This is a genomic window from Pseudarthrobacter defluvii (assembly GCF_030816725.1).
Taxonomy (GTDB): Bacteria; Actinomycetota; Actinomycetes; order Actinomycetales; family Micrococcaceae; genus Arthrobacter; species Arthrobacter defluvii_A.
The window spans coordinates 2,194,231-2,212,345 of record NZ_JAUSYG010000001.1; the positions used below are offsets into that span (position 1 = coordinate 2,194,231).

Annotated in this window: 21 protein-coding genes and 2 pseudogenes; 10 read left to right on the forward strand and 13 right to left on the reverse strand. The window is 61.7% G+C overall.

The genetic code is table 11. From position 1 onward, the window contains the following. Positions 1–169: 169 nt before the first annotated feature. Positions 170–393 (forward strand): annotated as a pseudogene (gene glnQ, locus QF031_RS10255) (glutamine ABC transporter ATP-binding protein GlnQ); the annotation flags it as partial. 584 nt (positions 394–977) lie between these two features. Here glnQ and QF031_RS10260 read toward each other — a convergent pair. The 5 genes from QF031_RS10260 to QF031_RS10280 all read right to left on the reverse strand — a co-directional run bounded on the left by QF031_RS10260 (position 978) and on the right by QF031_RS10280 (position 3,574). Beyond that, a complete protein-coding gene (locus QF031_RS10260; protein ID WP_307427482.1) occupies positions 978–1,346 on the reverse strand; it encodes a type II toxin-antitoxin system death-on-curing family toxin in 369 nt (122 codons plus the stop codon). After that, a complete protein-coding gene (locus QF031_RS10265; protein ID WP_229666519.1) occupies positions 1,343–1,549 on the reverse strand; it encodes a ribbon-helix-helix protein, CopG family in 207 nt (68 codons plus the stop codon). Before QF031_RS10265 ends, QF031_RS10260 begins: the two co-directional genes overlap by 4 nt. A gap of 424 nt (positions 1,550–1,973) precedes the next feature. After that, on the reverse strand, positions 1,974–2,252 hold the full coding sequence (locus QF031_RS10270) for an HPr family phosphocarrier protein (RefSeq protein ID WP_307427486.1): 279 nt from the start codon (positions 2,250–2,252) through the stop codon (positions 1,974–1,976). A 74-nt stretch (positions 2,253–2,326) separates the two neighbouring features. Next, positions 2,327–3,175 (reverse strand): PRD domain-containing protein, encoded by an 849-nt coding sequence (locus QF031_RS10275; protein WP_307427489.1) that lies wholly within the window; start codon positions 3,173–3,175, stop codon positions 2,327–2,329. A gap of 90 nt (positions 3,176–3,265) precedes the next feature. Continuing rightward, positions 3,266–3,574, reverse strand: a complete 309-nt coding sequence (locus QF031_RS10280; RefSeq protein WP_370874504.1) for a family 1 glycosylhydrolase — start codon at positions 3,572–3,574, stop codon at positions 3,266–3,268. Between the two features lie 6 nt (positions 3,575–3,580). Between QF031_RS10280 and QF031_RS10285 the strand changes: the two are divergent. From QF031_RS10285 to QF031_RS10300, 4 genes and pseudogenes are all read left to right on the forward strand, one after another. After that, positions 3,581–4,509, forward strand: a pseudogene (locus QF031_RS10285) (helix-turn-helix transcriptional regulator). Further along, positions 4,509–4,847: a cupin domain-containing protein gene (locus tag QF031_RS10290; RefSeq protein ID WP_370874505.1), complete on the forward strand. Its 339-nt coding sequence runs from the start codon at positions 4,509–4,511 to the stop codon at positions 4,845–4,847. The pseudogene QF031_RS10285 and the gene QF031_RS10290 overlap by 1 nt, the downstream one beginning before the upstream one ends. A 69-nt stretch (positions 4,848–4,916) precedes the next feature. Continuing rightward, entirely contained in the window at positions 4,917–5,900 is a 984-nt protein-coding gene (locus QF031_RS10295) for an aldo/keto reductase (RefSeq protein WP_307427492.1), read from the forward strand. A 312-nt stretch (positions 5,901–6,212) separates the two neighbouring features. Further along, positions 6,213–7,529: an IS30 family transposase gene (locus QF031_RS10300; RefSeq protein WP_307427495.1), complete on the forward strand. Its 1,317-nt coding sequence runs from the start codon at positions 6,213–6,215 to the stop codon at positions 7,527–7,529. Here QF031_RS10300 and QF031_RS10305 read toward each other — a convergent pair. Beyond that, positions 7,517–8,719 carry an IS110 family transposase gene (locus QF031_RS10305; protein ID WP_370874506.1) on the reverse strand — a complete coding sequence of 401 codons (1,203 nt, stop codon included), beginning with the start codon at positions 8,717–8,719 and terminating at the stop codon, positions 7,517–7,519. The two genes, QF031_RS10300 and QF031_RS10305, sit on opposite strands and share 13 nt — an antisense overlap. Positions 8,720–8,907: 188 nt before the next feature. Between QF031_RS10305 and QF031_RS10310 the strand changes: the two genes are divergently transcribed. Further along, positions 8,908–9,426: an IS30 family transposase gene (locus QF031_RS10310; RefSeq protein ID WP_307427498.1), complete on the forward strand. Its 519-nt coding sequence runs from the start codon at positions 8,908–8,910 to the stop codon at positions 9,424–9,426. A 252-nt stretch (positions 9,427–9,678) separates the two neighbouring features. Here the strand turns inward: QF031_RS10310 and QF031_RS10315 are convergent, their stop codons facing one another. Next, positions 9,679–10,017 carry a hypothetical protein gene (locus tag QF031_RS10315; protein ID WP_307427501.1) on the reverse strand — a complete coding sequence of 113 codons (339 nt, stop codon included), beginning with the start codon at positions 10,015–10,017 and terminating at the stop codon, positions 9,679–9,681. A 233-nt stretch (positions 10,018–10,250) separates the two neighbouring features. Between QF031_RS10315 and QF031_RS10320 the strand changes: the two genes are divergently transcribed. Further along, positions 10,251–11,102, forward strand: coding sequence for an SAM-dependent methyltransferase (locus tag QF031_RS10320; protein WP_307427504.1), 852 nt, complete (start codon positions 10,251–10,253; stop codon positions 11,100–11,102). Positions 11,103–11,268: 166 nt separating this feature from the next. Here the strand turns inward: QF031_RS10320 and QF031_RS10325 are convergent, their stop codons facing one another. The 4 genes from QF031_RS10325 to QF031_RS10340 all read right to left on the reverse strand — a co-directional run bounded on the left by QF031_RS10325 (position 11,269) and on the right by QF031_RS10340 (position 13,439). Then, positions 11,269–11,622, reverse strand: a complete 354-nt coding sequence (locus QF031_RS10325) for a hypothetical protein (protein ID WP_307427508.1) — start codon at positions 11,620–11,622, stop codon at positions 11,269–11,271. 242 nt (positions 11,623–11,864) lie between these two features. After that, complete coding sequence (locus QF031_RS10330) at positions 11,865–12,611, reverse strand: GAF and ANTAR domain-containing protein (RefSeq protein ID WP_307427511.1); 747 nt, start codon at positions 12,609–12,611, stop codon at positions 11,865–11,867. Positions 12,612–12,747: 136 nt separating this feature from the next. Further along, entirely contained in the window at positions 12,748–13,122 is a 375-nt protein-coding gene (locus QF031_RS10335; RefSeq protein WP_307427515.1) for a hypothetical protein, read from the reverse strand. Between the two features lie 59 nt (positions 13,123–13,181). After that, positions 13,182–13,439 (reverse strand): hypothetical protein, encoded by a 258-nt coding sequence (locus QF031_RS10340; RefSeq protein WP_307427517.1) that lies wholly within the window; start codon positions 13,437–13,439, stop codon positions 13,182–13,184. Positions 13,440–14,411: 972 nt separating this feature from the next. Between QF031_RS10340 and QF031_RS10345 the strand changes: the two genes are divergently transcribed. From QF031_RS10345 to QF031_RS10355, 3 genes are all read left to right on the forward strand, one after another. After that, positions 14,412–14,624, forward strand: a complete 213-nt coding sequence (locus tag QF031_RS10345; protein WP_307427519.1) for an ANTAR domain-containing protein — start codon at positions 14,412–14,414, stop codon at positions 14,622–14,624. A gap of 87 nt (positions 14,625–14,711) precedes the next feature. Then, positions 14,712–15,428 carry a GAF and ANTAR domain-containing protein gene (locus tag QF031_RS10350; protein WP_307427521.1) on the forward strand — a complete coding sequence of 239 codons (717 nt, stop codon included), beginning with the start codon at positions 14,712–14,714 and terminating at the stop codon, positions 15,426–15,428. 8 nt (positions 15,429–15,436) lie between these two features. Continuing rightward, positions 15,437–15,742, forward strand: a complete 306-nt coding sequence (locus tag QF031_RS10355) for a hypothetical protein (protein WP_307427523.1) — start codon at positions 15,437–15,439, stop codon at positions 15,740–15,742. 181 nt (positions 15,743–15,923) lie between these two features. On the opposite strand, the gene QF031_RS10360 is transcribed toward QF031_RS10355, so the two are convergent. Both QF031_RS10360 and QF031_RS10365 read right to left on the reverse strand, forming a co-directional pair. Next, positions 15,924–16,661 (reverse strand): GAF and ANTAR domain-containing protein, encoded by a 738-nt coding sequence (locus QF031_RS10360; RefSeq protein ID WP_307427525.1) that lies wholly within the window; start codon positions 16,659–16,661, stop codon positions 15,924–15,926. A gap of 64 nt (positions 16,662–16,725) precedes the next feature. Beyond that, positions 16,726–16,932, reverse strand: coding sequence for a hypothetical protein (locus QF031_RS10365; RefSeq protein ID WP_307427527.1), 207 nt, complete (start codon positions 16,930–16,932; stop codon positions 16,726–16,728). Between the last annotated feature and the right edge of the window lie 1,183 nt (positions 16,933–18,115).

An 18,115-nucleotide genomic window follows, 5' to 3' on the forward strand; every position in this document is an offset into this window, starting at 1 on the left:
CGACCGCCCGCTGATTTGCCAGGATAAGGCAGACCACATCGAGAGCAATGTGGGTAGCCCTGAGGCAATGCATCAAGACCGTCCTGGGGCTGGCGAAATCTGTCCCATTAGACTGACGGCGCCGAAGCATGATGTCGGAGTCAAGGACACTGGTAGACCAGAGTCCGCCGAACTGGTAGGCGATGTCCTGACCGTCATCAAGGAGCTGGCCGACGAAGGCTGGACCACGGTCGTCGTGACGCATGAACTGGCATTCGCACGCGAAGTCGCAAACGAAGTCATTTTCATGGACGCGGGATCGTCGTTGAACGCGGCCACCCCGACACCGTGCTGCGCGACCCGCGCGAGGAGCGCACTAGGCAATTTGTCGACCGGCTGCTGCACCCCTTCTAGGCAGGGCTTACGCCCGCTGCCGTCCTGGGCTCTCACTGGCCGCTGCGAGGTCCACCTTTAGGGGCAGCACTGTACACACGCCTTTGATAGGACAAATGACGCAGGCCATCCTTTCCTGCGTTCCTCCAAGCCGGCATGCGGCAGCGCCTGGAGCAAGTTCGGAACAGTCATGTTGTCCCCGCTCCCCCGGCCCATGAATAGGTGAAGGCCAACACTGGCCCACCAAACAGAACCGGAACGAGGAAATCGCATAACCCCAGCTCAGCACGCGGAAGTCTCACCAGCCAGGGACTTGAACCCGCCGCCGCTCACACCCTGCATAAGCTCCGCGGCAGCCAGGCCAAAGCCCGCACCCTAGCGTCAGAGGCGCCCAGTGCAAGCTTTGTACACGCGTCAAAGCAAATTAGCCTCTGACGAGGGAAAACACTGTGCCCGAGGTGGGACTCGAACCGTCTTCCAGGCGTTGAAAACACTGGGAACCCGCGAAAACATGCGGAATCCGGGCCAGTCCGAAGGCCTTACGAGGCAGTACGAGCCGAAAAGTGTGGACAATGTCCACACCCCCTTTCGGGGGTGTTGAAGGACTACCGGGGCACCAAATGCTTGGAAATCTCGGCAGCAGAGTCCGGTAAGTCGATAGTGCCCGCCGCCACTCCGACAACGAGGTCGAAGCCCTCATCCGCAGAGAAGCCGTGACGGTAACCGTTGATCCACAGCAACAGCACCATGAGCGTCCACGCGGTCCGCTTGTTCCCATCAATTAGCGGATGGAACCGGGCGACCGACTCCAACAAGGCAGCCGCTTTCACCGCCAGTTCCGGATAAGCCTCCGCGCCCATGACAGTTGTAGCCGGCCTGGCCAATGCCGAGGCCAACAACCCGACATCACGGATATGGAACCCGTACCGATCGACTACCTGAAGTGCATCCTCAATCTCCAGGTACGCTGTCACGCGTCCTCAAGGCGCTTCAGCAGATCAGCGTCATGGCTCATAACAAAATCAAGACCTGCGCTGATTTCACGCCGGCGCGCGTGGCGCTGCAGAACCAACTCTGCCCCCTGCAACAGAAGCGCGGACTTGGACGTGTGTTCCTCGGCAGCCAACTTTTCCAGCCGACGATCAAGGTCTTCAGGGACACGGAGATTCATAGCCATGTCCCCATGGTACCAAACCGGTACCCGCACTTGACTGGACTGCACACCTCGCTAATTCGACCAGACTCCCCCGAGCAGGGCCGCGGTGTCTTGGAAAGCTCTAGTGGTTTTCAAGACGCTAGGCTGCTGAACCCACAAGTGTGTCTGCTTCCGGCCTCGCTCTAATCCCCTCGAGCCGACGCCCGCTCACTTGTCTCATAACCAAGGATGAGTACCAGATTTTGGATTCGAAGTTATGCGACGTAGTTACGAGAATCACCCTTGCCATCGCGCGTCAAAGATTCCGTAGAAAATCAGCGACCGTGCAGGTCAGACGTCCATCCACTCGATGAGACATCTCATTACCCAAGCGTTTCGAGACAAGTTGGGTGTCGCGCTTAGGGCATACGAGCGGTTTTGCGAGCGGGAAATTCACACGAGGAGGCTATGCGGCGTCGAGGTCCGTTTCGATCATTCTGGCTAGCTTGTCGAGGGCTTCTTCGGCACCGGGGCCCTCGGCGCGCAGCACGACTGTGTCTCCGTTGCCAGCCCCCAGGGCCATGAGGGAAAGAATGCTTGAAGCGTCCACGGCCTCGTGCTCTGGGCTGCCGGCCAGGGCGATCGTTACGTCAATGTCGAATCCTGCGGCGGCTTCGGTGAAGACTGCTGCTGGACGGGCGTGCAGGCCTGCGGCGCTGGCGATGATGGCTTTACGTTCGGGCATGGGTGTCTCCTTGGTGGGGTGTGGATTAATTCCGGTCGGGTATGGCCTGTGGCCGTGTCCCGGGGTATCGAAAATTAGCCGGGCACCTTTACGTCGGTGACCAGCCTGGCTACATGGAGGGCGAGGTAGGCCATTTCATCCCGGGTGAGGGTGGTGTTCAGGCCCATTTCGAGCAGGTACTGGATTTTCGCTGCGCACACGACTGCGTCCGGATGGCTCTCGATGATGGCGTCGGCCAGCAGGGATGACTCCTCGGAGATCTGTTTTCCGGAGGCTATCCGGCTGAACAGGTACCGCAGGTGGGTGACGAACCGGGCGGCGTTCATGGACTGCTGGTCCACGTCAATACCGAAGGTCCGGTCGACCAGTTGAAAGGCCTGCTTTATCACCCCTGTCATTTGCATGGTCTTTTCCATGCCGGGGGTGGCGAACTGAGCGTTGACGAAGTGCATGGCCAGGGCGACGGCTTCGTCGTCATCCAACCGGATACCGAGCGAGGTCTCGACAAGACCTAGAGCCTCACGGCCCGTGTCCAGTTCCTTTGGGTAGAGCTGGGACACTTCCCATGCCAGGGGGAATTGGGCGGGGATTCCTTCTTCGATCCGTTGCACGGCGAAGTGCAGGTGATCAGCCAGTGGTACTACCAATGCCTGGCTGACTCTTAGCCCGAGGCGTTCCTGCGCCAGCGCGGCCACTTCGCCTGCGGCGGTCAGGTAGTCCAGCGGGATGTCATTCAGGAACCGCGCCAGGCGGTCCATGTTGGTGTTTTCGGCCGTGACAAACACTTGGTCCGCGGTGTCGCGGTGAATGTCATCACCGGGTTTGCGGCCGTGCCCAAGGCCCCGGCCGATCGCAACCAGATCCTTGCCGTCATCATCGACTGCCAGCACGGCGTTGTTGTTGAGCACGCGCTTGATCTTCACGTCTTAGCGTTCCTTCCAGAAAATTACATTTCGGTGGTGCGGGGTGGATTCCACCCCGCACCACCAATGCGCTACAGCCTACGGTGGCAGTCAGCGTCCGGGCTGAGCTGCCGCTGGGGCCGCATGCTCCAGTCGCTCACCGCGGGATGCGATGACGTCCTGGTACCAGAAGTAGCTGTCCTTGCGGATCCGGGCAAGGTCCTTCAGGTCATCCTCGGTGCGGTCCACGAAGATAAAGCCGTAGCGTTTGGAGATGCCTTGGTGCGTTGACACCAGGTCGATCGCCGTCCAAGGGCAGTAGCCGAAGACCTCGACCCCGTCGGTGATGGCCAGTTGGATCTGTTCCAGGTGCAAACGCAGGAACTCGATCCTGTAGTCGTCGTGCACGCGGCCGTCCACCAGTTCATCGAAGGCGCCCAGCCCGTCCGCCGCGCGAAGCTCACACCCGCGCAGGCCGGCCTCCCGGCTGGCGGCAATCGCCGTGTCGCAGGACTGCGGCGTAGCGAGGTGGCGATGCTCGCCGACACGAGCATCGAGTATTACTCGAAGATCGAGCGCGGGAATCTGGCCGGCGTCTCCGACTCCGTTTTGGACGCCATCGCGCGGCTCTGCAACTGGACGATGCTGAGCGCGAACACCTGTTCGACCTCGCCCGCGCCGCGAACGGTGCCGCCGTTGCCGTACCTCGCCGCAAACCGAAGCAGTGGGTCACCCGGCCGGGGCTACAGCTCGCGCTGGATGCCATCACCGCGAGTCCGGCGTTCGTGCGCAACGGGCGGATGGACATCCTGGCGGTCAACCCCCTCGGCGCCGCTTTCTACGACGAGGTCCTGGACGGACCGGGCCGGGGAAACCTGGCACGCTATAACTTCCTTGACGAACGCTCCCAGATTTTCTACCCGGACTGGGACGCCGCAGCTGACGTCTGTGTCTCGATCCTCCGTACCGAGGCAGGCCGGGATCCCCGCGACAAGCAACTGCACGACCTCATCGGGGAACTGTCCACCCGCAGTGATGAGTTCCGTACCCGGTGGGGTGCGCACAACGTGCGTCGGCACGGCTCAGGGACGAAGAACTTCCACCATCACGTCGTGGGAGAACTGACCCTCAGCTACGAAGGCCTCGAACTCACCGCCGAGCCGGGATTGTCGTTCCTGATCTACACCGCCGAACCCGGCTCGCCCTCCCACGAGCGTCTCCAGCTGCTCGCCAGCTGGGCCGCGACCCAGCAGGCGTCCGCCGGGGAGAGCACCACCCGTCATCGTCACGCCACAACGAACGCAGAGAAAAGCGCCCCATTGAGCGCAACCAGAAGCATTGAGGAGAAATACTGATGGAGATCATCCCGAAGACCGCGACGAGCAAGGGCCCGGCGGAGACCTTCACGGGCGATGTATACGTGGATGCGATCGCCGCGCCGCGCGAGCCGGACCAGCGCATGGTCGTTGCCCGGGTCCGGTTCACGCCCGGCGCGCGCACTGCATGGCACTCCCATGCCCTGGGCCAGACACTGCACGTGACCGAAGGCGTCGCGCTGCTCGGCACCCGTGACGGGCAGGTCATCCGCGCCACCCCAGGTCAGACGATCTACACCCCGGCCGGGAGAGGAGCACTGGCACGGCGCCACACCCGAAGACTTCATGGAACACCTTGCGCTGCTCGACAACGCTGACGACCCGTCGACCACCACCGACTGGCTGGAGCATGTCACGGACAAGGACTACCGGCAGGGAGCCCGCTGATGCACACCCGCACGCTCGGACAAGGACTCGAAGTGTCCGCCATTGGTCTTGGCTGCATGGGCATGTCCCAGAGCTACGGACCCAACCCCGGGCCCCGTGAGGAGATGATCGGCGTCCTGCGCTCCGCCGTCGACCACGGCGTGACGTTCTTCGACACCGCTGAGGTCTACGGCCCCTACGTCAACGAGGAACTCGTCGGCGAGGCCCTCAAATCCGTGCGCGACCAGGTTGTCATCGCCACCAAGTTCGGTTTCGACATCGCCGGCGGCAAGGGCGGACTCAACAGCCGCCCGGAGCAGATCCGACGAGTGGCCGACGACTCGCTGCAGCGGCTGCGCACCGACACGATCGACCTGTTCTACCAGCACCGCGTCGATCCCGATGTACCGATCGAAGACGTCGCCGGAACCGTCGCCGAGCTCGTCAGCGAAGGCAAAGTGCGCCACTTCGGGCTCTCCGAAGCATCCGCCCACACCATCCGCCGCGCCCACGCCGTACACCCGGTAACAGCGCTGCAAAGCGAGTACTCTCTCTGGACCCGAGACCCCGAAGCCGAGGTCCTGCCCACGCTCGCCGAACTGCGCATCGGGCTCGTTCCCTTCAGCCCGCTTGGCAAAGGCTTCCTCACCGGCACCGTAGACCAAAGCACCCAGTTCGCGGCCGGGGACGTGCGGACCACGATTCCGCGGTTCAGCGAGGAGAACCGCACCGCCAACCAGGCCCTTGTCGCGCATGTCGCAGCGATCGCCAAGGCCAAAGGAGCGACGCCCGGGCAGATCGCCCTTGCCTGGCTCCTCGCGCAGCAACCATGGATAGTCCCAATCCCCGGCACCAGGCGCACATCGCGGATCCAGGAAAACGCGGAATCCACCCAAGTGGCGCTCTCGGCCGACGAACATGGCGACCTCTCGGCCCTCGCCGACCGGGTGGGAGTTGCAGGCGCACGCTACAACGAACACCACCTCGGACTCGTCGGCCGCTGAGACTTTGGGCAAACTCCATGGGTGAGCTATCGTTCAAGCTCACCCATGGAGATGACTTCTTGGCACAGGTGCAGCCCGGCTCCTGAAACGGATGCTCGCCCGGTGCACCGAAAGTGATGAATCAGGTCTTAGGCAGGGTGCATTGCTCATATGTCGTGAATCCCATGGGGAACGAGCCGTTTCGCCCGTTTAACGTGTCTCGAAACCTCTTTGTGTTGAAACCCAAGGGTTTCGAGACAGCCGGGGTGTGTAGCGTTTAGGGCACGCGGGATTCTGTTGATCGAAGCAACACCTTCTTTCTAGGTGGTCGACATGTATCTCAGTTCTTCGTCAGCAGCAGGCATCCGGTTTCTTGCCTCGGTAAAGCACGGCCATGGTCTCAAACCCTCCGCCCGACATGCTGGCATCGATAAAGAGGTCGGCTACCGCTTGCTGCGCGAGGAATACTTGCGTCTGCGTCGCAACGGCAAGACTCCCAGCGAGACGACGGCGGAGCTCGGGTTCACCACGTCCCGGCTGGCCGCGTGGGAAGGTGACGTCGGCCAGGTCAATGACCGGCACCATCTTCGGGTGAATATTGACGAGGAGGCCAGCTTTTGGGCGGCGTTTGATCGCGGGAAAAGCCTTGGGGAGGCAGCTAAGGCATCGGGCGTGAGCCGTTCAACCGCATCTCGGTGGATGCACCGTCGTTTCGACCAGCTACGGCAGTCGAAGGTGACCGTTAGGCGGTGCCAGGACCAATTGCGCCTGACGGACCGCCTCAGGCTGACCTTCGAACGCGACCGTTTATCCCGACTATCGAAAGAGCGAAACGCGGCCACGGCCGCGCAGCACGCCGCTGTCCTCTCCTCCGGTCGTTACGCAAACCAGATGCTCGGCGCAGTGCTCTCAGAAGCGCAGCACCGCCGTGCTGCACGGGCCGAAAAGTATTGGCAGCTGATGCGCAACGGGGTGAGCAACGCAGAAGCATGCAGACTTCTTGGTATGCACCGAAGAACAGGGACGCAGTTGCGTAAAGCCAGCAATTTCCAGATCCCAGCCATCACAGCGCCGGCAGTAACCGCGGGCCGCTACCTGGATGCGCGGGAGCGGTTGCAGATCGCGGACCTGCTGCGCCTGGGGCACTCAATGCGGCGAATTGCGGCGGAACTGGGCCGTCACGCCTCCACGATCAAACGGGAACTCGACCGTCACCGGGACGCTCAAGGCCTCTACCTGCCCCACACTGCCGATCACGACGCCCGGCTGCAACGGGCCCGACCGAAAGTGCATAAGCTCGTTGCCAACACCCGGCTGCGCACCCTTGTGCAACGCAAGGTCAACCGTTTCTGGTCGCCGGACGAAATCTGCGGGTGGATGAAGAAGACATACCCCGATGACCAGACGATGCGGTTGTGCCCGGAAACGATCTACCGGGCATTGCTGCTGCGTGAGGACCACGGCCTGCACCAGCGGTACGCCGCCAAGCTGCGCACCGGCGGTAGGGTCCGCAAGACCCGTTGGCGCACCCGCACCGGTCAAGGCTCCCGGATCCGCAACATGACCATGATCGACCAGCGGCCGGAAGAGGTGGAAACCCGCTTGGAGGCCGGCCACTGGGAATCTCAATGTTTCTGTCAAGCCGCCTGAGCGGTGATGGGTGGCATTGGTTCCTGGTAGATGGTGTGGTCGCGGAGCATGGCCCAGAGGACGTTGATGCGGCGTCTTGCGAGGGCGATGAGGGCCTGTTTATGGGACTTTCCCTCGCCCCTTTTCCGGTCGTAGTAGGTTCTTGAGGCCGGGCTGTTCTTCAGGCTGGACAGGGCGGCGAGGTAACAGGTTCGAAGGAGCCTGCGGTTGAAGCGACGGGGTCGGTGCAGGTTCCCGCTGATTCGTCCGGAATCGCGCGGGACTGGAGCCAGGCCCGCGACGCTGGCAAGCCGGTCGACTGAGTCGAATGCGTCCAGGTTGCCGCCGATATTCGCGAGGAAAGTTGCCGCGAGCACGGGCCCGAACCCAGGCATGGTGAGCAGAACATCGGCGCTGTCATGCTGCCGAAACAGCTCAGTGATTTGGGCATCGACGTCAGCGATTTCTGCATCGAGCGTGCTGATTTGCTCGGCCAGCCGGACAACCAGGGCAGAGCCTGTGGCCTGGGTAGGCAGGACGGTGTGCTGGGAGTTGGCGGCTATGAGGGCCTTCTCGGCCATCTTGGCACTGTTCCTGCAGCCGCGTTTCCTCAGCCAGCCGGCCAGCCGGGTCAGTCCTACCCGCCGGATGCTCTCAGGGGTCTGGTAGCCGCCTAGGAGGAGCAGGGGCGCTTTTTTGGAGTAGTCAAATGCGCGCTCAAGGGCAGGGAAGTATTCCAGCAAGGTGGCGCGAAGCCGGTTGATCGAGCGGACACGGTCGCAGATCAGATCCGTACGGCGGGCGGTGAGAAGCCGAAGGTCCACGCTGATTTGATCGGCACCGCGGACGGGCTGCAGATCCGTGCGCATCCGTGCCTGGTCAGCGATGATCCTGGCATCTTTTGCGTCAGTCTTGCCATCTCCGCGGTAGGTCGCCGCAGCGTGATGGACAATCCGTCCGGGGATATACAGCAGCTGCTGGGAATGCGCGGACAACAACTCGATCAACAGGGCCGCGCCGCCGGCGTTCAAATCCGTGGCCCAACAGACCTCACGACCGGCCGAGATCTCCGCGACAGTTGCTATGAGTTCGAGCAGTGCGTTTTCGTCGTTCTCGACCCGTTTCGAGAGCAGCACCGCCCCTGTCTGATCGATCACTACACAGTGATGAGCTCTTTTGCCCGAGTCGATTCCTGCCCACAATGCCGGCATATTCAGTATCCCCTTCGATCAGCTCCAATTTCGGTTGGCCCTGTCGATAACTACGCCGGCACGTCCTTACCCAACGATCGATGTCGTAATTCTCAATCAGCGGTCGAGTCATCGGCGGGCAGCGGGCGGCCATTCCCAGTAAGCCGTCCAAGCGGCAGGGAGACTTGTGCCATACCCGCCACCCGAGGGTGATCGAAACACTACGACAGCTCCGAAATCACCCACAACAACACCGTAAGGAGGGCGACCTCATCGTCGGCGTCGGGTCAGTCTCGGCGATGATGACACTCAGGGAAAGAAAAACACAGTACGGCATCATCATAAATCTGCCTCTGGATCACACCGCTGCGAGCGTCAACGCAGCCGCCATCGGAGCGTTCGCGAAGCTGCCAGCACACCTGAAGCGAACACTCACCTGGGACCAGGGCGTGGAAATGGCCAGCCACGAGGAACTAACAAAGAAAACCGGGGTCCAAATCTACTTTGCCGCACGCTCCAGCCCCTGGCAGCGCGGCGCTAACGAGAACTTCAACGGGCTGGCCCGCCAGTACTTCCCCAAAGGCACCAACCTCGCCGTTCACAGCGTTGAGCACGTCTCCCACCTGATGCGGGAACTCAACGAGCGGCCACGAAAAACCCTCGACTACGACACCCCGGCAGCACGTTTTAAAGCCGAACGCACCGCGCTGGCCGCCGCTTTGCGATAGCCTCAAAGCACCGGGGAAATGAGCCGAAAATCACGCATCTGTTGCGTCGACCCCCAGAAACCGCCGCACCTTCACCGGGCATTTATGCGGGCGGGGTATACGGGACACCTCGAAATCCGTCCTCGCAAAGCCGCACGTCAGAACCGGGTTGTCGCAGTTAGGGACCGGCTTACGAACGCTGGTGGCTCGCTGTGATCGCTGAGCGGCGATGTTGGCCTCCGCGAGACGACAGGGTCGAGGTAGATAAGGTTCCTATTTGTATTGCCTTGAACCTTTCGGCCGCCGTCGCCACCCGGGTCGTTGACGCAACTCGGCCTGCGCGTGGGCGAGCAGGAGTTGAGTCTCGCGAAGAAGTTCTAGCGACGTCTCTTGAATTTCTCGCGACGCATCCGTCGCCGCTTCTGCCTTCTCTGCCGCACGGCCGGGCAGGAGAAATTCGATAAGAAGCGTTGCTGCGGTGCCGAGCAAGACGCCTGACAGCACCAGTAGGAATTGCGCCATGGATCGCACCTTGGGAACGGTCCAGCGGACGACGAAGCCGTAAGCGATTGCGGGGAGGCGAGCTATCCGCTGATCCAGGTTGTCAGCCACCCACGGACCCTTGGGACGAAGGGAGAATTGCACGACCGCGACCCTTCCGATGTCGTTTAGGAGGACAGAGATCGTTTGCTGGTCAGGGGGTCTGCGATGCCGTTCTGCGTCGAGTGGAGACCTCGTGAGGGCACAGGCCAGGCCCTCCCTCCTGCCGGAGGAGGGCAGGTGACGGGGTGGTGGGAGCAAGCGCTTACTTGACGGCTCCCCGAAATCCGCTCAAGATTGCGTCCATGGGCGCCTCGCACGAGGAAATGCTTCGCCACTACGAGCCGGGTGGACTTCTGCCGCGAATCGTGGCGGGGTTGCAAGCTCTCGGCAAGGACCTGGACTCGGTCACGCACGAAGATCTCGCGCCGGCCGACGAGTTTCACTCCGCGGGACGTTCGGCCACGCGCGCATTGGTGGAGCTTGCAATGATTCCGCCAGGATCGCGAGTGCTCGACGTGGGCAGCGGGTTGGGCGGCCCGGCGCGTTACCTCGCCGCAACTTTGGGTTGCGACGTGACAGGCGTCGACCTCTCGCCTGAATTCTGCGGGGTGGCCAGCGCCCTTTCTCGGATGACGCGGTTGTCCGATCGCACCCGCTTTCAGGCGGGTGATGCCCTGGAGCTTCCGTTCGCCGCGTCCAGCTTCGACGTGGTGTGGACGATACAAATGCAGATGAACATCCGGGACAAGCGCCGCCTGTATTCCGGAATCGCCCGGGTACTCAGGCCGGGCGGGCTGTTCGTCTGCCAGGAAATCTGCGCGGGGAACGGTGAGCCGATCGAGCTTCCGGTCCCATGGGCGAGCCGCCCCAACCAGAGCCACCTGGCCGATGCGGAATCCCTCCGCGGGTTGATCCGCGGTGCAGGTCTCCTCGAGCGCACCTGGCGCGACATTACCGCCGACATCGTGGCGGCGCGCAAGGCACAGCAGGCGAAGGCGCAAGAGTCGGGTGCGAGCGGCTCCAGCGCCCCTCCTCCGCTTGGAATGCATCTCGTGCTGGGAGAACAGGCAGCCGTCAAGATGAGTAACTCCGGGCGCAACATCGACGCCGGGCGCACGGTGTTCATCCAGGGCGTATTCGACAAGCCTGGCTAGTGGTCCGATCCGATGATCCCGCTGGAAAACTCTGTCGAAAGCACGGGCGCGGCGAATCTCCATTGATCGTCCGGTCAAAGGGCACATTCGGTCACGACGACCGAAATTCGCCCACTGAGGGATCCTTTACCGGGCGCGGATGAGATCCGATGGGGATGGGCAGTGGCTAGACGATGGCTCCGTTATTGAGCTGTAGGCGCTTGGAGCGGCGCGGGAGCCCCCGGGCCCAGAATGCGATCATGAGCCCGGCTGTCGCGGCTCCTCCTGCTTCAATCCAGGACGACGACCAAGATCCTTCCGGGGTGGGAATTGCAAAGGCAAGCACCATCGCCGCGAGCCCCAGCAGAACCTCCACGCCGGCCTGGAACGGCCGGGCACGGTACTCGGGGTAGGCCAGCCGGACCAAGGGGACGATGGGCAGTACGAATAATCCAGGGCTGAAGACCACGAAGATCACGTTGAATGTAAAAATGAGCAGGCCGAGTACCAGCAGGCCCAAGAACTTCAGGACCTGCAGCACGGGGAGTGGGTTCGCCGATGCCGGAGTGGAGCTCTAGCTAGTCGACCGTGCGTCAGTTGGAAATGGTTCATTGACCGTTTGACCTATGCGGTAGAGGATCAAAAGAAGGCGCAGTCTTCTCCCAGGCACGCGAGGCCGCGCTGATGGAGGATTTCCGTCTTGGCGGTCAGGGTCCCTCCCGGGCCAAGAACCTGATCGCTTTGGAGCCTTCACCTGCCTACCGGTGTCTAAATTCGGCCGGGTTAGGTGTTCGTTGGCTCGTACAACCCGCCCAAATGGAGGAGAGGCTGTTGGAGAACGTCCCGTGCCACTTCATGCAGTGGTGTGCTCTCTCCGCGGGAGCGGGCCAGCAGTACGTCTAGCGCCTCCTGTGAGTCCAGATTCATGCGCTCAATGAGGATCCCTTGGGCTTTTGAAATCATGTCTCTGTTGACCAGGGCTTGTGCCAGTTCCGCATTCATCCGTTGTGCTGCTTGCCGGTCGCGGGTGTGGCCGAGCAAGACCGCGGCGAGGCCGGCGAGCCGTTCGATCAGGAAAACGGTGTTGTCATCAAATGCCAGCGGGAGGGGGGAATAAACCTTGAGGGCACCAAGGTGTCTTCCCCCGGTGCTCAGCGGTGCGCTGAGCACGGAACGAATCGGAAGATCAGTCACCGCCGCCGTCCACGTGGGCCACCGGGTTTCTTCCTGAGTGTCCTGGATAATGACCGGACGTTGTTCCGCCCAGGCACTCAGGCACGGTCCTTCGCCGGCCTCGTACTGGAGTTTGTCCGCTACGAGCACGACTGGGTCGGTGGCACCGGTACTTTCGCTGCGGCCACTGGGGCTGATGATTGATGCCCCCACTCCTGCCGCGTTCGGGATCATGTCTTTCAAGACGTATGACAGGGACTGCACTGCTTTTGAAATCTCCTCCTCGGTGAGGAGGCAGGTAATCATTTTCCCTGTGACTCCGGCCAGTTCATAGGCCTGGGGAAGGAAAGAGTTCATGCGTTCCACCTTGTCCTGCCCGGCAACCGAGGCTGCCGCATAGCTGAATGATGAGCAAAGCGCCCTTGCTGCGCAGGGTGCCTGGGGGTGATCGGTGCGTGACTGACCGCTCGGATGTCGCGGTATCAGGAACGCCCTATTCGGGCAGTTCCATTTGGAATCCGCAGGGACAATGCAGTACCTGGGTTGTCAGGTAGACATCCAGGGCGTTTTCCGCCGCACGGTCCGTGAAGCTGGGCGTGTTGAACCGGCGGGTCTCCGAGCCGGTTTTCTGCATTGGCTGGCCGCAGTGGATGTAGTGCCCGGCGAAGGTTAAGACATCGTTTGACGTGCTTTCCCTGTTCAGGACTGCGGCAACGGCTGCCACATAGGCATGGTGCAGGTAGTGCCGCCGGCAGGCCCTGCAGGAGTAGCCCACTTCCACCATCACAGTCGAGGGTGGGCTCAGCGCGGAGATGGAGCCCAGGACGAGATCGCGGTCGTGTCCGCAGGTGCGGCACGTTAACGACACCGCATGGGAGTCCTGCCCCCATGTTTGATGGTCCGGATCCGCAACACGTACGGGCATGATCAGGCAGCCATGGGGTAGCTGGAGAGGATGTAGTCCGCGGCGGCGGGGCCGACCATCCGCAGCCGGCTGTCGTGAACGTCCACGCCACGGCGGTGCATCGCTGCCCGGAACGTGAAGTCCGGTTCTGCCTCGATCCCGTGCAGTGCACACCAGCTGACGTACAGGCCGTAGAGGCAATCGGCGGTGAGAGGGCAGTCGGTGTCGAATTCAGGGACGGTGGCTTCTGCAAGGAAGGTTGTGAAATGCGAGGCGGCCATGGTGGCTCTCTTTCCCCGGTGTGCATCTGTCCGCCGGCAGGCTCTAGCGGTACCTCCTCGAGGCCCTGCACTCGGCCACGAGGGGAACGTCCCACAACGGTGTGACGTCTGCCACTTAGAATGTACGCAATCGGGTGAATTCTGTCCAGCCGGCGGGGCCAAAAGCGGGCCCTCGGGATCGTCCTGGGGAGGGGAAGAACCCGCAACCCAAGGCGCGCCAATTATGCCCTGCATTTTCGGGGCCAGGCTGGAGTGATGCGACTAAGATTCTTAGTGGATGGGCCAGTCGACAGCTGGTCTGGTGAGGGCATATGGAGCCCCCGTCTAATTGCGTCGCACTTCGCTTTTGTTGGGTGTTCAGTTTCCGCCCGACACTTTAAGCCTTTCCTGGGTAGGGGAGATACAGGCGAAGGTGTTGCTCGCGTGGTGGTGACGGGAGGTTTTCGATGGATATCGAATTGACGGACGCGCAGACCGATGTGCTGATCGACGTGCTACTGGACAGCCCTGACATGGATGTCTTCCTGCAACGGCTGGTTCAGATCTCAAGTCAGAAGTTAGGGCAAAGCCAGGCGGGGCCGCACTGCAGCGTGACCGTGATCAGGAACCGCAGGCCGGTCACGGTGAGCAGCAGTGATCCTGAAACCGCAGCGCTGGATGAGGTGCAGTACGCCTCAAAGCGGGGCCCCTGCATGGAAGCGGCGTTGAAGGGACAACTGGTGGAGGTCGTGGACCTCCGGACCGAAACGCGGTGGGCCCGATATGTGACTGCCATGACCGGGAGCCCGATGCGGTCGGTCCTGGCCGTTCCCATCCCGCTCAAGACGGCCGGGGGGAGCCGCGCTCAACACCTACAGCCCTCATCCGGGCCCGGTTCCCGAAGACCTGAGGAATGCCCTGGCGAAGTTCGCAACTCTCGCGGGCCGGGCACTGACGCTCAGTCTGAAGCTGCAGACGCGGGCGGAGGAGTCCGTGGACCTTGCAGCGGCTTTGGAGTCGCGGACAGCCATTGATCTGGCCGCCGGGATCATCATGGCCCAGACCGGTTGCTCTCAGAAGGAAGCGATCAACATTCTGATGAAGGCTTCGAGTAACCGCAACGAGAAGTTGCGCGATGTAGCGCTCTCCGTCCTGGCGCGTTTCAACGGCGCCGTCCCTACCACCCACTTCGACTCAACGACATGAGGTTCCACGGGCGGAAGGAGCCCACAATGACACCCCCACCGTGCACGGCAGCCCACACGGTGCAGGAAAGGGCGGAGGTGAACAGCTATGGACAATTCCCTCCCATTGACCAATGAACTGGCCGCACTAACGGGACGGATGGGCGGTGGTTTCCTCACCGAGGAGAACGCGTCCAAAGCCGTGCAGTCCCTCGCCTACGTGCTCAAGGACTCCGTGCCGGGCTCGGCAGGAGCCGGCGCTTCAATTATCAACGTCCGCGGCCGGAGGGAAAGCACCGGCGCCACCGACCCGATAGTGCTCCAAGCGGACAGGCTCCAGTACGAACTGGGTCAGGGCCCATGCCTGAGCGCATGGGCCGAACAACGTCCCATCATCATCCAGGACACCAGAGAAGAGACGCGCTGGCCTCTATGGACGGCCGCGGTCGCGGATCTTCCGCTTCGTTCCGTACTCAGCACGCCGCTCACAACGGAGGGACGGCACATCGGCGCTTTAAAGGTCTACTCCCCGTTGCCCTTAGCCTTTGACGATCATTCCGTTTTCCTGATCGAGCGGCTGGCGACTCCGGCCGCAGTGATGCTTGGCAACGTCCGTGACAGGGAATCAGCCCAGCGTCTGAGTACCGTGCTGGTCGACGCCCTGACCACGCGCGACCTGATTTCCAACGCTCAAGGGGTCCTCATGGAACGGATGAACATCACGGCGCATGAAGCGCTGATCGTCATGCTGTCCGCTGCCCGGGGAGAAGATAAGCCTTTACATCTCGTCGCGAGGGACATCATCAGCGGAACGTCCGACGAATAGGGGGCCCGGTGGAGGCAATCGATGATCCGCACGAGCAGGCACAGGCAACCCGGGAAGCCATGGAAGAAGCCGGGCTGCCGCTCCATGCAGTGTGGACGCGCTATTTCAGCTTCACTGGCGCCGCCGGCGAATACGAGATCGACGCCTACCTCAACGGATCCATGGAACTGGCAGCTCACGAACGTGACCTCCTCGCCCACGCAGTGAACGAACTGATCAAAGAACTCCCCCCGCCACGGATGGCGCCCTACAGCACCAACCAAACCAACCCGAGCGAAGAACGCCAAACCTCCCAGGACGACAAGACCCTGTAAGGCCCAAACCTACCCTTCCGCTTCTTGCTTCATCCCCGTGACGGAGGGAACCAGGCGGAGTGTTTGACGGGGAGCCCCTGTGGTGTGCAAGGGCTCGGTTTGGGTCGAATCTCGCAGAAATGCGCGGCCTGCCCTCCCGGGGTGAAGGACAAAGGCATGGCGTTTTCGCGTTCAAGGGCGATCATGCATCGAAGTGTGTGGTTATTTCTTCTGCCCCTGAGACGTTTGAGATGATTTCCTGGGCGAGGCTATGAAGCTTCTGGTTCCGGGCAATGGACGCCCGGCGGAGAATATCGAATGCCTCGTTTTGAGAGCATCGGTTTAGGGCCATGATCATCCCACAGGCCAGATCGATCGTTGTCCTGGATTCCAGAGCCGCTTTGAGGTTCCCGGTGAGCAGCTCAGCGAACATGATCCGGAGCTCCACCCGCAGCGCCTGCCCGGCGATACCTGCGAAAGCCTGGACATCCTCTATCACTTCGGCGGTAAAGAGAGCAGTTTCCGGGGCAAAGAAATCCAACACAGCCTCCCCGCCTGATCCGAGGTCAAGGGGCACAGCCAGAACGCTGCAGCACCCCAGATCAGTGATCGCCTCGCAATACTGCCGCCACCCCGGTTCACTGCAGACATCACGGACAACGACAATCGTGCGCGTCTGCAGGGCGGTCGCGCGGGGCCCGCCTCCCCGGCCTTGGCCCGTGCCCTCAAACAGGACGGCGTCCTCACTGCTGCCAGAGATTATTGCGCCCCGCCGCCGCGGATGCACCATGACAGCACACTCGATCCGGTCCCCGGTCGCCTGGGTCATCATGGCCGCCGCAAGACCGGTCGTGCCATCCAGAAAACCCTTGACATTCTCCGTGCCGATCACCAGAGCATGCAGCAGCTCAAAGTCCCGGGAATGGTCTACTGCGGTCATGGCACAAATTAAAAGCAGCACAACCGACCGGACAATAGGCAATTACACCCTGTTTTCCACCGTCCTAGGGTGCGGACAGCGCCTCCAACGCCCACCCCAAAATGGCTGCGTCCATGTCGTCCAGAAGAGGAACCCCGTGGATGAATGCATCCAACTCCGTCAAGTCGGCATTGCCTCCCTGGCCCCAATACAGCAGCCACAGGTGAAGAAGGGAAACATCACCTGCTTCCAACAGAGAACAGGCTTCCTGCAGAGAATCCGTGCTAGCCATGCCTGGTACCTCCAAAACGCCTCCGCCGCTCTTGCCGGGGAAATCGTGTCCCCGCGGCAAATAATCAGCATACTGATGATTTTTTCATGAGCCTCCGACTGGAACAAGAGCCCCGCCCGGCTGATCGTTGGCGTTACCTGCCGTGCAGCTCCTGTGCCTTGAGCGGGATGGCCCACTAGACACTCTCCCGACAGCTGCCTGGGCAGGGCACGACCAACCCTAATGGCAAGGTAGAACCTTCACACGTCCGGTAAAGGATCCTCTACCGAGCGCCACTGTGTACCAGGCGGATAGGCCGTCTAGCGATTCACTCGAGCCGCGACCCTGACGGGTGGGAGGGCTCGTTGCCGTTCAAACTCTTGTGGCTCTTGCGAGAGGAAACGGCTATCGCCATAGCAAAGACCACGACGCAGGCTACAGGCACGGCCAACGCATCGGGAGCTATCGGGCTGAAGTTTCTGACTATCCATGCGACACCCGAACCAACCGGGATCGCTGCAACCAGCCATAACCAATTCATCCAACGCGGCTGGACTTTCCGTTCTTCCATGTTCCCCATTGCCGAAGCATAATCCCGCCTCCTTCGGAATGCCCCAGCTGCTTTTTACTGGAACCGAACTGATACCAAGCCCATCCGGGCTGAGACTCGACGTAGGCCACCGTCCGGTGGAGGATCCCCTTACGGGACGGCCGAAGTTGCATCGCAAATCTCATCCGATGTGTCTCATAACCTCTGCGCCTCGAATCCCTAGCCATACGAGACGCATCGGTTGGTGCAGGTGGGCCTTTCGCAGCGAAAAATAGGCACCTGGACGTTACTGCGAGAGGACCATGGCCCTGCACATCTGTCATCACGATGGGCTCAGTCCGCGCCTTTCTGATAGGACCTCAAAATTTGGCCCCGTTCCGAACGATTGGGTGGGTGATCACAGCGGAAGATTGGGCGCTTGTCGGGCCATTGCATCTGACCGCGGGGAGTCGATGAGATCGATAGCTTTGAGGTTGTAGATCTCCAGGAACACGGTCGCGAAAGCAGTGAGCGCTGACAGTCCCCCGCCTTACGTGCGGGCGCCGCAGGACTGCGGAATCAAGGCTGTGGAACCCGCCATCGCTGACACCTTACGGCCCTCCAATAAAGCAGACGTAAGTGTGGACACTGTCCACACCCTCTTTGGCAGGACAA